12 protein-coding genes and 1 pseudogene are annotated in these 14101 nt (G+C 53.4%); 8 read left to right on the top strand and 5 right to left on the bottom strand.

All coding sequences use genetic code 11. The features are described 5' to 3' along the window. From ACP7EE_RS26260 to ACP7EE_RS26235, 6 genes and pseudogenes are all read left to right on the top strand, one after another. Positions 1-429, top strand: a pseudogene (locus tag ACP7EE_RS26260) (type VI secretion system tip protein VgrG); the annotation flags it as partial. Beyond that, positions 426-1313 carry a DUF4123 domain-containing protein gene (locus tag ACP7EE_RS26255; RefSeq protein ID WP_426237845.1) on the top strand — a complete coding sequence of 296 codons (888 nt, stop codon included), beginning with the start codon at positions 426-428 and terminating at the stop codon, positions 1311-1313. The pseudogene ACP7EE_RS26260 and the gene ACP7EE_RS26255, both read left to right, overlap by 4 nt. Beyond that, entirely contained in the window at positions 1306-4695 is a 3390-nt protein-coding gene (locus ACP7EE_RS26250; protein ID WP_426237847.1) for a T6SS effector BTH_I2691 family protein, read from the top strand. The genes ACP7EE_RS26255 and ACP7EE_RS26250 overlap by 8 nt, the downstream gene beginning before the upstream one ends. A gap of 7 nt (positions 4696-4702) precedes the next feature. Beyond that, positions 4703-5419 (top strand): permease, encoded by a 717-nt coding sequence (locus ACP7EE_RS26245; protein WP_426237843.1) that lies wholly within the window; start codon positions 4703-4705, stop codon positions 5417-5419. Positions 5420-5699: 280 nt separating this feature from the next. Then, positions 5700-6626, top strand: coding sequence for a hypothetical protein (locus ACP7EE_RS26240; RefSeq protein WP_426237841.1), 927 nt, complete (start codon positions 5700-5702; stop codon positions 6624-6626). A gap of 97 nt (positions 6627-6723) precedes the next feature. Continuing rightward, positions 6724-7632, top strand: coding sequence for a hypothetical protein (locus ACP7EE_RS26235; protein ID WP_426237839.1), 909 nt, complete (start codon positions 6724-6726; stop codon positions 7630-7632). 48 nt (positions 7633-7680) lie between these two features. Here ACP7EE_RS26235 and ACP7EE_RS26230 read toward each other — a convergent pair whose 3' ends face one another. Next, entirely contained in the window at positions 7681-8403 is a 723-nt protein-coding gene (locus ACP7EE_RS26230; RefSeq protein WP_426237837.1) for a tellurite resistance TerB family protein, read from the bottom strand. 263 nt (positions 8404-8666) lie between these two features. On the opposite strand from ACP7EE_RS26230, the gene ACP7EE_RS26225 reads away from it, so the two are divergent. Further along, on the top strand, positions 8667-9905 hold the full coding sequence (locus tag ACP7EE_RS26225; protein ID WP_426237835.1) for a VWA domain-containing protein: 1239 nt from the start codon (positions 8667-8669) through the stop codon (positions 9903-9905). A 69-nt stretch (positions 9906-9974) separates the two neighbouring features. Further along, positions 9975-11228, top strand: coding sequence for a TerD family protein (locus tag ACP7EE_RS26220; protein WP_426237833.1), 1254 nt, complete (start codon positions 9975-9977; stop codon positions 11226-11228). A gap of 77 nt (positions 11229-11305) precedes the next feature. Here the strand turns inward: ACP7EE_RS26220 and ACP7EE_RS26215 are convergent, their stop codons facing one another. The 4 genes from ACP7EE_RS26215 to ACP7EE_RS26200 form a co-directional block, all read right to left on the bottom strand. Continuing rightward, positions 11306-11884, bottom strand: coding sequence for a TerD family protein (locus ACP7EE_RS26215; protein ID WP_426237831.1), 579 nt, complete (start codon positions 11882-11884; stop codon positions 11306-11308). A gap of 76 nt (positions 11885-11960) precedes the next feature. Beyond that, positions 11961-12536 (bottom strand): TerD family protein, encoded by a 576-nt coding sequence (locus ACP7EE_RS26210; protein ID WP_426237829.1) that lies wholly within the window; start codon positions 12534-12536, stop codon positions 11961-11963. A 31-nt stretch (positions 12537-12567) separates the two neighbouring features. Then, positions 12568-13566, bottom strand: a complete 999-nt coding sequence (locus ACP7EE_RS26205; RefSeq protein WP_426202728.1) for a TerC/Alx family metal homeostasis membrane protein — start codon at positions 13564-13566, stop codon at positions 12568-12570. 45 nt (positions 13567-13611) lie between these two features. Next, positions 13612-14061 (bottom strand): tellurite resistance TerB family protein, encoded by a 450-nt coding sequence (locus ACP7EE_RS26200; RefSeq protein ID WP_420647802.1) that lies wholly within the window; start codon positions 14059-14061, stop codon positions 13612-13614. Positions 14062-14101: the final 40 nt, after the last annotated feature.

Genomic DNA, 14101 nt, shown 5'->3' with positions numbered 1-14101 from the left:
ACCGTTTATGCCGATCGCAAGGTCGAAGCGCAGGCCAGTGATCACCTGACGGTGGGTGTGAATCAGCACGTGAAAATCGGCACCGGGCAGTTCATCGACGCCGGTCAGGAAATCCACCTCAGCAGCGGCATGAAAGTGGTGATGGAAGCCGGCGCAGAGCTGACGCTGATCGGCGGGGGGAGCTTCATCAAGATCGACAGCGGCGGCGTGACCATGAGCGGGCCGGTGATCAACATCAACTCTGGGGGTGGACCGGGAAGCGGCACGGGCGCGGCACCGTTGTTGCCGGGGCCGTTGAAGCAGGCGGATGCGGATAAGGCTGGGCAGGTGTTGGTGCCGGCGCAGCGGCAGGCGTTGATGCGAGGAACTCCGCGTTGTGAAATTTGTGAAAAAGCCGCCGCTGAAGCTGCGAAGGAAGCCGCAAAGTGAGTAATGCATCCAACGCCAACTTCCTGTTGATCGACGGCGTATTGCGTCCCAACGCAATCGCCAGTCTGTATCAGCTCGGCGAACCGTTAGAAATTGAACCGTTGTACGTGGGAACTCGCTGGACTGAACTGAACGATTTAGGGCCCATCTTGGTCAAGCCACAATGTGGCTCCTCAATTCTCCAAGACTGGCAGCAAAACCATCTGTCTCATTTGGACTCCTGCTCATTGTTCAGTCGAGCCTCACTCAGTGACGTCGCAGATCATCTTCGACACTTTATCTGCCCACCAGATGTGAACGGCAACAGCGGCCTGCTACGTTTTGCAGACCCTATAGTCACGTACCACTGGCTCTCCAGCTACGGGTCCGAACATCTCAGTCACATATTGGGGCCGATCGAAACGATATGGGTGAAGACGCCGATCCATACTTGGCAGCCTGAGAGCGCCTCACCAATTGAATCGTTCGCATGCCCACTGTCAAAAGAAACTCGTGACAAAAATTTTGCCCTGCTTGGAGAACAACAACTCACAGCACTTGAACTTGCATATAGGTGGCAGTTCAAAGAGCGCCTATATGCGTGGTTGGAGACCCGGAATCGCGCAACCTTTTCCCTGTTGAACAGCAATCAAACGGAATGGTGGCTTGAGCATGTTTTAGAAAGTGGCACTGCCTGGGGACTGGTCAGTGAGCGAGGATTGGTAACATGGGCAGAAACCTGCGTTGATTGGGGACGAGACTTCGCCGAACGCCTTGATAGCCCGTACCAGGAATGGTTGACCCAGAACCCCGAAAATGGGCGCCTCGCACCCGAATTACGTATCGAAGCACTGGATGATTATCGCCACCAAAGGCTGGAAGCAAAGGACACTGCAAATGGCTGACAAAAACGGAACACTCCAACAACAGCGCAATGCGTCCTTCCCGACGACTCCGGCCAAAGCCACCGGCGGCTGCCCTCTGAACGGTCCCGATGTAGCAATCGTTCCGATGCGTTATGCGTTGGATCGCTCCCGGTACGATGAGAACCCAGCAAAGCTTAAGCCATTAATGAAGTCTGGCAAGTGGGCTGTACTACCTGCACTGAAAACACGTAACTACACTTTGCGCCAGCTATACGACGGTTATGTCTACGTTTACGACGAAACCGCGAAAACCTTTCACGAATACGAGTTATCCGCCAGTCGCGGTGTATTAACTCGGGTACAACTGAGTGACGCTGACACCGGTAACGACGAGCGTAAAGCCTCCGGAGAAAGCAAAAGCCATCTGATATATCCGCGTAAGAGCAAGCTGCATATTGCCTACTCTCCGGTTCAGTGGACCTGGCGTGTATGCGAGCATATGAGATCAAATCCTGGCAGCCGTAAACAGTGGATGAAAGCCCTCGACCTGTCGAGCTATTGCATCAGCATGTCAGCGGCTGAAACCTTACCTCTGGTGTCGATTGCTGACGCAGTTGCCGATGTTGATAAGGGAGCAGTAATTTCCGATAAACGACTTGCTGACTCAGCCATTCCACCCTACGCGACCGAAGGCAAATCAAACGGCAAACCGATTTTCAGCACATTGGCAGCTGACACTTATTGGACAGGTAGTGTACCTGACAAAGAAAGTGCTCTTGCCATTGTTCTTGATGACCCAATAGCCATTTTGAATGACATCGGCATGCAATTAGCTGCCGATCAAGCCGCTTATGAGGGCTGGAAGCAAAAACACGAACATAAAATACAGATTGCTCAAACAGTGGAGGCGTTGTGCGGTGCAAGCATCGCCTCGGACAAACTGCCAGCAACTATCCGTGGGAACGCGTCGAAAACACGGGAGTTCCAGCGGGATTTGGATGCTTATTATGCTCAAAGAGAGCATGAGAATACTCAATCCGTTCTTAGCGCAATGGGTGGCACTAACACGGCAATCACATTGCCGGGAAGCTTCAAGTCCATTGAAATGGCGGATGCAATCAAATCAAAATATGGTCAGTCCCCAACGGAATCCGACTATCAGGTTTGGTCTGATCGAAGTAAATGGCGCCGCGAAATTGATCTTGATGGAGCCCATGCTTATATCCAGACCTATCAAGGCGATGGTGAAGTTCTGCTTAAAAACATTCATAACACCCAGAATGATTTTCAAGCCTTGGCCAAATACGTAGGCACTGACCCTCTAAGATTGTTTATCGATACTACGAACACGAAACAGCTTTTATACCTCCAGGAGACAGTGGCTAACCTCCTCTCAATATACTGTCAAGACGCAAACTCGAGTATTTGGCTTGCCAAAGAAGACGCTAATGCAGAAAGTCTCTTCGGCACTGTTCGGTATGGTTTCTCACCTGCTCTGAAAGACGCTTTGGATACTCAAGCCAATCTTTTGCTTAATGGCATGGGTGACATGACCACACTTGCAACGAGAGTTGGTGAATTTAACAGTGTACTGAATCAGGAGGGGTTCGCTGAAAAGCCCTGGATGCAGGCATTGAAAAAGCCTGTTCAAGACACGTTCAAAGCTTTGCGTGAACTAGCGAGCAAAGAAGGTAAAGCAACTGCAGAATCCATTCTGATAGCACTGATCCCATCGGATAGTCGAATGGCCTTGGGGAAAAACCAGAACATCAGCGCTCTCATTAGAAACCTATTGATCGGCCAAGTTTTAATTAACTCGCCAGATCGCCCAGCGATTGATGTAAAAGTTTCTGAAAAGCTCAAGACCTGGAAAAACGAATGGGTCTTGCTGAACAAAAAAATTGCTGACACCCGTAAACAGTGGATCTATCCGGACCGACCTGGAAAACGAAAGAATCTCGCTCGCGTACTGCAGCAGCAGGAAGCAAAGCTGCAAATGCATGAATTGAACATGCCAGGAATACTCGACTACCAAAACAACAAGTACGCGGAACTGCTAAGAGAAGAAATCAAGAAATTTGCCTCATCCCGAGCAGACGTCGTGAAAAACTGGCAAGCAAAAGCCAAAGCCTGGAGCGAAAAATGGGGATTGAATGCAGGAGCAATAGTTTGGGGCGTAGTGATGCTGAATTTTATAAATACCGCCCTCACTTACCGCGACCTTACAAAAGACGGCCAGTTCAGTAAAAAAGATGTCGCCAAAATAAGCTATGGATTGGGATACAGCTTCAACTTGTTGATGGCGGTTTTCGTCGAAACTCCTTGGAAAACGATAAAAAATGCAGCCCCGGTTTTAATTGACGAAGTGGAAGTCGGAATATTAAGCAGATCAGCAGCGTTCTGGACGGCAGAAGGCAAGACCGCGTGGGCAGCGACTGTCCGAGCTTTCAGCCGAAGAATGGTCGCAATGGGGGCATTTGCGGTCATTTCCACAATTCTTGAGATATGGGATATCCAAGACGATTATGGAAACGCGAGAAGTTCCGAGGAAAAGGCCGCAATGTGGGTGAAAGGCTTGGCCGTATTTGGAATGGGAATCGCAGGCATTGCACAGTTACTTACAGGAGTAACACTTGCAGGCGACATGGTTGTATTAATCATGAATCCTTGGTTTGCAGTTGCGATGCTGGTACTCGGCGCTGTCTATTTGGCAGCGACGCTGGCACTTAATTATTTCAAATCGGACGGTGTGGGCTGGTGGTTGCGAAAATGTTGTTGGTCGCACTCAAAAGAGTTGCAGTACCAGTCTACTCTTGAAGGCCAAGCGGAGGAAAAGCGTGCTCTACTGGAAATTCAACTAAGCCCACAGATTTACGTTAAGAGCACTTTCGATACCAAGCGCGTATTCAGAGGAAGATTTGGTTATCAAAACGAAGAAATACTGAATGGAGCTTGGGTACATCTTCGATTGCCAAGTGCAGTACGCGGTCAACTAATCCAATTTAATGTGATCGATAGCAAACGTATTCTACCCCTGCTACCTGTTAGAAAAATGGATGATCCTGTACAAGATCCGTTTCTGGACAAAGGGCAATTTACGAGCACCAGTGCGTTTGGCACAGACACAAACTCACCATACACTGCGGATGTACGCGCTGCGCGCTTTCCGCCAATGCCTGCCTCCGGCCAAGACATCGTCTGGCGGACATGGATCCCGGTTGACAAAAGTGCTGACTTTATTGAATTGCAAATTTGGTATCCTACAAACGTTTTAGCAGCTGGCGTTGAAGACCAAGGTTACCTCTACCAATTAGAGCTTGACAAAGCAGGAAACACATCCGTCGACGGACTGAGCATTACAGAACTTCAAGTAAAATCTGTTAGTCGCACAGGCGCGATGATCCTGGCCGTAGCGGAATAATACGAACATGACAAAACCCAGTGACAACTCATTCAACCAGATTTCATGCAGAGCCTTTGAAGAAGAATCAAGTGCACATGAACGCGTCCTTATGGAATGGTCGACAAAAACAATAAAATCTCCACCTAAGGAAATCATGAAAGCACAGCTCTGGCTCTTTGCTGGCGCGACGCTAATGAACACTTTTGTAACGGCCATCACTTGGAGTAACCTGCCACAATATACGCTTGGACTTTTGTCGGCGTATATATTTTCGTACGCACTGACCATCTATTTCATATTTATATTACGCCAAAAAACAGTATTCAATTACTCAATCACCGAGAACCATGGAAAAGTCGAACATTATCGGCACTACCCAGAATCTTCCGGAACCATTTTCAAAAGCCTCGCTATTTTTATAATATTATTTTTCTCAGGCGTTGCGATTTATACAGGTTCCTTGGCCTTTATGATCGGCCCGGCAGCTATGGCTCTTGGAGCGGCAAAATCCCTTCTCGGCTGGAAAAACAAAATAACCAATTCGCGCAGCTCCCCTTGGGCGGAATATAATTTTGTAACTATAGATCGGTCTAGACTCATGATAATCACCCATAGAACCAACCAATCGGTGGGATTCGAAGTACGCTTTCAAGAAACGGCTACATTCGATCGTTACTTGAGCACTTTAAAAGCAGTACTACCAAGCAGCGCCATATACACAGAAAAGAATTGGCAATGGTAATTATTGAAAAATTTATAATCACACCGACTACTTATCTAAATATAAAACAATAAAGGTGACGGATTTATTTTCATTCATAACTTTTTTCTGCAGACAAATAGATCCGTCCCCTTTGCTTTGATTTTATCGGTGGTGAACGTGGCGTTGCATTTACTCTGAGCGACAACTCCGGTGTGATTGCCTTACGGGACGATACAACAACAGAACTGGATCGTGTGCCAAGCTATCCGCTCGCTGAGGGCAAGCCCGGCGCAATTTACTTGCAACCGAAGGACAAAGCATGAGTACACCACCAGCAGGCACCACGAAAAAACGGATATTTTCGCAAAACGATTACTTATCACCACTACCGATTCCCACGGGGGAGAAACCCCAAGACGTACTCAATACAATCTGGCGCAAGAACGAAAGTTTTCTCGACATCGGCAACTATAGCGTTGGATCGGCGGTAATGGCCATGTGGCCAGCACTCATCTTGTTTTTGTCTTTGGCTTTCGTATTTAGAAATATATCACCCGACCTCAGTGTTTTTATTCTGATTGGCGGAGGCATCATCATTGGAATTCCTTCCATATTTGTAGTTCAAGGTTTATTGCGCGATGTGCCTTTACCGATTCGCTTCAACCGCCAGCGCCGTGAGGTGTGCGTCCCGCGAGAGGGCGGCGAATACTGGATCGTCCCGTGGGAAAGCGTAACCGCAGCGGCAACGCAACAATCCTCAGTAAGCCAGGCAGGCAAAGCCACCATGGGTTTGCTGATCATTGGTTTTGAGAACCCTGATCCGCAGGCAAAAGAAGAAAACAAACATTTTTCGCTCGGTTTCAACTGTGGCGGCGGTACGACGGCTATGGCGTTGTGGGAGTGCACCCGCAGCTATATGGAAATCGGGCCGGACGCTGTGCCTGATAGCCGAGTGGGCATTGCACCCTATGAAGAAACACAGATCGGTTCAATCATTACCGATTTGCGCAAGGGAGATCTTCTGAGTGCTTTATGGGGAATATTCTGCATCACGATTCTGGGAACCTATCTCGCAGAGAAACTGCAGGATTTGAAGCTGTCGCATCCGCCCGAACTCACCTACCCCGCCATCGTCGAATGGTCCAAACCATTGCCGCCCGAGCAGTGGGCCAAGCGCTCACCAGAGTTGGAGGCGGCCATCGCCAAACGAGACGCGGAGCTGGAGCGCAACGAACAAGCCGCATAACTGCTCAGCAGCAAGCAAGCAAGTTGACTGGATGAAGGTCTGTAACGGCGTACAACCGATGCATGGAATTCGGTTATTTGAAAACAATGGACAACGCATGAGCACGCCACCGGCAGGCACCACAAATAAATGGATATTTTCGCGAAATGACTACTTAGCACCACTGCCAATTCCCACCGGGGAAAAGCCCTCTGACGTGCTCAATACCATTTGGCGCAAAAATGACGCATTTCTAGATATAGGTAGCTACAGCATCGGTTCAGCAGTGATGGTGATCTGGCCGATGGTGCTGTTATTTGCACTGTTAAGTTACATCACGCCCGATCCTCTCATATGGGGTGGAGGGCTAATCTTTGTGGGAATCCCTATCTTGCTAGTGATTCAAGGACTGTTCCTTGACGTGCCCTTGCCAATTCGCTTCAACCGCCAGCGCCGTGAGGTATGTATCCCGCAAGAAGGCGGAAAATACTGGATAGTCCCGTGGGAAAGCGTAACAGCAGCGGCAACCCAGCACTCGTCGGTGAGCCAAGCCGGTAAAGCCACCATGGGCCTGTTGGTTATTGGTTTTGAGAACCCTGATCCGCAGGAAAGCGAGGACAACAGACATTTTTCACTCAGTTTCAATTGTGGCGGTGGCACCACTGCCATGGCGTTGTGGGAGTGCATTCGTAGCTATATGGAGATCGGACCGGACGCTGTGCCTGATAGCCGAGTGGGCATTGCACCCTATGAAGAAACACAGATCGGTTCCATCATTACCGATTTGCGCAAGGGAGATATTTTGACTGCTTTATGGGGGATATTCTGCATCACGATTCTGGGAACCTATCTCGCAGAGAAACTGCAGGATTTGAAGCTGTCGCATCCGCCCGAACTCACCTACCCAGCCATCGTCGAATGGTCCAAACCGTTGCCCCCCGAGCAGTGGGCCAAACGCTCACCAGAGTTGGAGGCAGCAATCGCCAAACGAGAAGCGGAACTGAAGACCAGCGCACAAGCAGCATGACTGATGGAGGCGTCCAAACCACCGACGCCCCCGCCACCCCACAAGTTTTTAGGTCAACGCCTGCCGCACCTGCTTCTCCAGCTCTGCTTTCAACCCCGGCTCGAGCTTCAACTGCCGCGCCAGTTCATCCAGATAGCTCTTCTCCATGAAGTTCTCTTCATCCACCAGCATCACGCTCGCCACGTACATCTCGGCCGCCATTTCCGGCGTACTCGCTGCACGGGCGACGTCGGTTGGGTCGAGGGGTTTGTTGAGTTCTGCGTGCAGCCAGTTCTTGAGTTCTGCGTCGTTGTCGAGTTTGGTGAATTCGCCTTCGATCAGTTGACGTTCGCGGTCGTCGATGTGGCCGTCGGCTTTGGCGGCGGCGACCAGTGCCTTGAGGATGGCCTGGCTGTGTTGTTCGACTTGCGCGGGTGGCAAGCGGTCGAGGGTCTGTGGTTCTGACTGCGGGGTCTTGCCCTGTTGGGCGTTCCAGTTGCCGTAGGCTTTGTAGGCGATGACGCCCAGCGCGGCGAGGCCGCCGTAGATCGCGACTTTGCCGCCGACCTTGCGTACTTTCTTGTTGCCGAGCAGCAGGCCCATGGCTCCGGCTGCCAATGCGCCGCCACCGGCGCCGGAGAGCAGGCCACCCAAGCCGCCGCTGCCGGCAGACCCGCCAAGCAAGCCGCCGAGCCCACCGGCAGAGGATTTGTTCTGAGAGCCGCCAGTCTTGTTCTGCAACATGTCCTGGCCGGACTTGAGCAGTTGATCGAGCAATCCACGGGTGTTCATGTTCCGCCTCCAAACAGGGGTAATCCGGATCAATAAGGCCGTCAGACTAGTTCGAAAGTGCCGCACACCTCAGGGCGAGTGTGCTTCCAGATGTTGCTAGAGCTGCACTTACTCGCACAACCGCAAATCGATCACTGGCGGCTGTGATGCTCAAGCACTGATGCTCGCGGGAGGGGGTGGTCAATTTGATTTCGACGTGCTTTTCGGCCAGATTACCCGTCGCGTCGAAAGGCACCGAATTCAAACTTTCAAGGAAGTCACACATGCAGATCAGCCAGGGCCAACGGTTGCCGTTATCAAAGATCCTTCAGGGACGCGCACTGACGCTCTCGATCAGGATCGACGCCGCGCAAGTGATCGACTTCGTCTGCTTCGGCGTCGATGCGCAAGGCAAGCTCTCGGATGACCGCTACATGGTCTTTTTCAATCAGCCGAGCACGCCTTGCGCCAGTATCAGAATCGCCGATGGCGGTCGGTTCGTGATCAACCTGGATTCGCTTCCAGCGTCTATCGACCGTTTGGTGTTTACCGCCTCGATCGATGGCGCTGGCGCCATGAAAGACATTCGCGCCAGCAGCTTCGAAGTCATCAGCCCGACCGGCGAGTCGGTTGCCAGTTGCGCATTCTCGGGTGCTGACTTTACCGGCGAAAAAGCGATCATGGTCGCCGATCTTTATCGCAAGGACGGTGAGTGGCGCCTCGCGGCCAACCTTCAGGGCTATGCCGAGGGACTGGATGCGCTGGTCAAGCACTTCGGCGGCGAGGTTGCCGAGGAAGCGTCACCCATACCGGCGAAAGTCTCTCTGGAGAAACGTGTTGGCGACGCCGCGCCGAAATTGGTCAGCCTGGCGAAGAAAGCTCAAGTCAGCCTCGAAAAAGCCAATCTCACTGAAACCAAGGCCCGCGTGGTGCTGGTGCTCGACGCAACCGGTTCCATGAACGGCCAGTATTCCCGTGGCCGGGTACAGGAAGTGCTCGACCGGGTGATCCCGCTTGCCGTTTCGTTCGATGAAGATGGCGAACTGGATTGCTGGGCATTCGCCGAGAAACCACTGCAACTCTCCCCCGTCACACTCCGCAACTATGAGCGCTTCATCGACACCGACAGCCAGGGCTGGAAAAAGTGGAATGTCGGCGGTCGCTTCAACGATGAACCGCGAGTCATTGAAAAGGTGTTGGCGTCGTTCCAGCAGTCCAATGACCAGACGCCGATGTTTGTGATCTTCATCAGTGACGGCGGCGTATCGAAAAACCGCGAGATCACCAAGCTGATGGTGGACGCGGCCAACCTGGGGATTTTCTGGCAGTTCGTCGGCATTGGCGGCTCCAACTACGGCGTCCTGGAAAAGCTCGACACCCTGACCGGACGCGTGGTCGACAACTGTGGCTTCTTCGCGCTGGATGACTTGCACGACATCAGCGAAGAACAGCTCTACGACAAGTTGATGGCTGAGTTCCCGTCCTGGCTCAAGGAAGCCAAGTCGAAAAACATCATTCGCTGACCCGCGAAACGCTCGAAGCACATCGCGAACGCGGTGTGCTGCACTTTATCCATGGAATAGGGATCTCAATTGAATCAGTCACTCAAGCCCGGCGAAAACACCACCCTGAACAGCGCGCAGGGGCGTGTCGTGGTCACTCACGCGGCAGGCGCCAATCTGGATGTCAACCTGACCGCGTTTCTGCTGACTGACACTGGCAGGGTGCTGGACGACAGCGGCATGGTGTTCTTCAACGTTCCTGAACATCCGTCCGGCGCGGCTACGTTTACCGCGCCGGTCGTTCAGGGCAGCGTGATCAGTCACAGCATCAGTTTCGATCTGGCGCGCCTGCCCGCCAACATCACCAAAGTCGCCATCACCCTGACGCAGGACGGCAGTGCTGGCGGGTTCGAGGTGGTCAAGGAGCTGCGAGCCACAGTGATTGCCGGTGCTCAGGTGCTGGAATTGGCACCCGAGCCGTTCTCCAAAGAGACCGGGATCATCGTGCTCGATCTGTACGTGCGCAATGACCAGTTCAAAGCGCGCTCGGTATGGCAAGGTTTCGCTTCGGGCTTGGCTGGTCTGTGTGGGTTGTACGGAGTTGAAGTCGAAGAACAAGCGCCACCTCCGCCACCAGCCAAACCCGTCAGCATGCAGAAGTCGCTGATCACCCTCGACAAGGTCGGCAGCAGCCACAAGGTCTCGCTGGAAAAAGGCCCGTCTGCGCCGAAAGTCATTCGTGTCAGCGCCACTTGGGTGGATAACGGTGACGACTGCGACAACGACGACCTCGATTTGCGCATCGGCATCCTGCGCCCGGACGGGCGGATGTCGATCATCCAGGCACCGGACAAGCGCGGCGAGTTTGACCTCGACCCTTACGTGTTCCATACCGGCGATGTGGTCAGCGCCAGTGCCAACGAACCGGCGGTGGAAACCGTCGACATCAATCCGGCGATCTCGCAACTGATGGGCGGCAAAGTGGCGCTGGTGTGCAGCGTGTACTCAGCGGTCGACAACGGTGCGGTTTCAGTGGCTTCCCTGAAACCGAAAATGCGCATGGAGTACGGCAACCAGATCGTCGAGTGCGCATTCGAGTTTCCCCTGGGTCGTGATGATGACGATGATGACTTCAGCGACATGATCTACACCTACGTCATCGGTCTGATTGAAATCGACCAGGATCACATCGTACTCAGCCCGTCCGGCGCCACCTCCGAATCTTGCAGCGAAGCCACGCCGTGGCTGTCCCGCAATGGCGACAAACTCAAGCTGACGATGGACGGCCCGGAAGTGTTCAAAGGCGAGCCACTGCAAAACAGCGGTTCGAAACGCTACGTCTGATCGTTGTCGCCGATCAGTTATCTGCAAGCAAAAAAAAGCCCCCGGCAAACGCAGGGGGCTCTCGCAACCCTTGCGGGTTAGCCGATGTTCACGCCGTGTTCTTTAGCCAATGGCGCCAAGCCGCCAGCGAAGCCCTGGGCGATCGCTTTGAACTTGAACTCCTCACCGTTGCGATACAGCTCGCCGAAGATCATCGCGGTTTCGGTCGAAGCGTCTTCGCTCAGGTCGAAGCGTGCCAGCTCTTTGCCGTCAGCTTTGTTCAGGACGCGGATGTAGGCATTTTGCACCTGACCGAAGCTCTGCTTGCGTGATTCAGCCTCGTGGATGGTCACAGCGAACACCAGCGCCTTCACTGCTGGCGCCAGGCCGGTCAGTTTGACGGTGACTTGTTCGTCGTCGCCTTCGCCTGCGCCCGACTTGTTGTCGCCCATGTGCTCGACCGAGCCATCAGCAGACTTCTTGTTGTTGTAAAAAATGAAGCTGTTGTCGTCGAGCACTTTGCGGTTTTCCCCAACGACGAAAACCGAAGCGTCGAGGTCGAATTCGGCACCGTCGGTGACGCGTGCGTCCCAGCCCAGGCCAACGATGACTTCAGTCAGGCCTGGAGCTTCTTTGGACAGGCTGACATTGCCACCCTTGCTCAGTGATACCGCCATGTTCAGATTCCTCTTGGTTGTGTGAGTCAGGCCCTGAATCCAGGGCCTTGCAAATCAATTGGCAAAATGCCGGATCTTAGAAGTTCAGACCGAAAGAATTAGCGACAGCCTTCAGGCCGCCAGCATAACCCTGGCCCACAGCGCGGAATTTCCACTCGCCGTTGTTGCGATACAGCTCGGCAAACATCATAGCTGTTTCGGTGGAAGCGTCTTCAGCCAGGTCATAGCGTACGACTTCAGCACCAGATTTTTCGTTCACGACACGAATGAACGATCCGCCGACCTGGCCAAAGCTCTGCTTGCGGGCTTCGGCGTCATGGATGGTCACGACAAACACGACTTTTTCGACGTCGGCCGGGACACGGCTCAGGTCAACCTTCAGTACTTCGTCGTCGCCGTCGCCAGCGCCGGTACGGTTGTCACCGGTGTGCTCAACCGAACCGTCGGCGCTCTTCAACTGGTTGTAGAAGATGAAGTCTGCGTCGCTGCGAACCTTGCCGCTTGCGCCTACCAGAAACGCGCTGGCGTCCAGGTCAAACTCGGCACCGTCGGTAGCGCGCGGGTCCCAGCCCAGGCCAACCAGAATTTTGGTCAGGCTAGGGTCGGTTTTGCTCAGAGACAGGTTGCCACCTTTTTGAAGTGTCAAAGCCATCGGTACATCTCCTTGTGGTTGATGCTGCTACTCAATTGTTTTCGGTTTGGGTTTCTTCCTGACCCGGGAAGATCAGGCTCGCCACTACGCCGATTGCCAGGACAACCATAACAATCAACAGGCTGGTGTTGGCGTCAATGGTGTAGCCGTGGTGGAACATGTGGTCGGTGGCGTTCAGGCCAAGTTTGACTGCGATGAAGAACAACAGCGCAATGACCGATTTTTCCAGATGCACCAGGTAGCGTTTCAGCGCTTCGAGCACGAAGTACATGGTCCGCAGGCCAAGAATCGCGAACAGCATGGCCGAGTAAACGATCAGCGGTTCACGGCTGACCGCGATCACTGCCGGCACCGAGTCGAACGCGAAGAGGATATCCGACACTTCCGCGACCACCAGGCACAGGAACAGCGGCGTGGCGAACAACGTGCCTTTGGCCGCCAGGGTCATGCCCTGGTTTTCCGGTTTCTGCAGCTCACCTTCGAGCACCTTGCGGGTCACGAAGAAGTTATGGCCGTGCAGTTTTGGCCACACCGGGAACAGCTTCTGTGCGAAGCGATACGCCATGTGCTTGGAGTAGTCTTCTTCCTCGTCATCGTCCCCACCGGCGCGCAACATCATCACGGCCGTCCAGGCAACGATCACCGCGAAGACAATTTCCACCCACGGACCGAAAGCCAGCAGGCCGGTGCCGATCGCCACGAACACGCCACGGAATACGATGGCGCCGATGATGCCCCAGTACAGAACGCGGTGACGCAGGCCATCCGGCACTTTGAACCAGGCAAAGATCGCCATGAAGACAAACAGGTTGTCGACACTCAGGACTTTTTCCAGCGCATAACCGGTGACGAACAGGCTGGCCACTTCAGCGCCGTGCTGCACGTACAGGAAACCTGCGAACGCCAGCGAAATCGCGATCCAGAAGATCGACCAGATCGAGGCCTTCATCAGCGAAATGGGCTTGTCTCCACGGTGCGTGACCATGTCCAGCAGCAGGGCGCCAACCGCCAGCCCTACAAACACCGCCATGGTCAGCGGGGGAAATCCGATTTGCGTTTCCACAGGTACCGCTCCTTAAAGATCGAAGTCAGCCGGGTTCAGACCCAGCTCGGCGCAGATCAAACGGCACGCCGCTTTTTCTTTGTCATCGAATGAGCCGTCCGATGCGCCAATGGAGCAGGCAACGCGAACCAGCAGGCGCGCAGCACCCGGGTCGTTCTTGATCTTGCCGATGACTTTCAGTGCTTCGGCCTGACCGATCTGGAAGTCGAACTCGAACTTCTCGCAATGCGTAGAGAAGGACTTGATCACATCAGCCGTATTGAACACTTTCAATTCAGGCGAGATGTTGATGAAGCCGATCATCTTCTGCTTTTCAGCCGAAGAAATATCGCCGTCCGCCGCAGCGACGATGGCGCAACTGGCCGTCATCGCTTCCATGAACTTCTGGTTCTTGAATTTACCCACTTCAGTTGTCAGTTTGTCGCGAGCCGCTGCCGCGTTTTCTTTAAGCCATGCAAGCATTTGCAAATCTCCTCAAGGGGCGGGGCCGAAAAGCCCCGCC

Source organism: Pseudomonas sp. TWP3-2, assembly GCF_049897765.1.
Classification (GTDB): Bacteria; Pseudomonadota; Gammaproteobacteria; order Pseudomonadales; family Pseudomonadaceae; genus Aquipseudomonas.
Note: the sequence above shows the minus strand (reverse complement) of the source record. Positions and strands in the feature narration are given on the sequence as shown.

Bases quoted from the DNA above. Each gene is read 5' to 3' on its own strand.
- ACP7EE_RS26250 (WP_426237847.1), top strand. From the start codon at position 1,306: ATGGCTGACAAAAACGGAACACTCCAACAACAGCGCAATGCGTCCTTC.
- ACP7EE_RS26245 (WP_426237843.1), top strand. From the start codon at position 4,703: ATGACAAAACCCAGTGACAACTCATTCAACCAGATTTCATGCAGAGCC.
- ACP7EE_RS26240 (WP_426237841.1), top strand. From the start codon at position 5,700: ATGAGTACACCACCAGCAGGCACCACGAAAAAACGGATATTTTCGCAA.
- ACP7EE_RS26235 (WP_426237839.1), top strand. From the start codon at position 6,724: ATGAGCACGCCACCGGCAGGCACCACAAATAAATGGATATTTTCGCGA.
- ACP7EE_RS26230 (WP_426237837.1), bottom strand. From the start codon at position 8,403: ATGAACACCCGTGGATTGCTCGATCAACTGCTCAAGTCCGGCCAGGAC.
- ACP7EE_RS26225 (WP_426237835.1), top strand. From the start codon at position 8,667: ATGCAGATCAGCCAGGGCCAACGGTTGCCGTTATCAAAGATCCTTCAG.
- ACP7EE_RS26215 (WP_426237831.1), bottom strand. From the start codon at position 11,884: ATGGCGGTATCACTGAGCAAGGGTGGCAATGTCAGCCTGTCCAAAGAA.
- ACP7EE_RS26210 (WP_426237829.1), bottom strand. From the start codon at position 12,536: ATGGCTTTGACACTTCAAAAAGGTGGCAACCTGTCTCTGAGCAAAACC.
- ACP7EE_RS26205 (WP_426202728.1), bottom strand. From the start codon at position 13,566: ATGGCGGTGTTTGTAGGGCTGGCGGTTGGCGCCCTGCTGCTGGACATG.
- ACP7EE_RS26200 (WP_420647802.1), bottom strand. From the start codon at position 14,061: ATGCTTGCATGGCTTAAAGAAAACGCGGCAGCGGCTCGCGACAAACTG.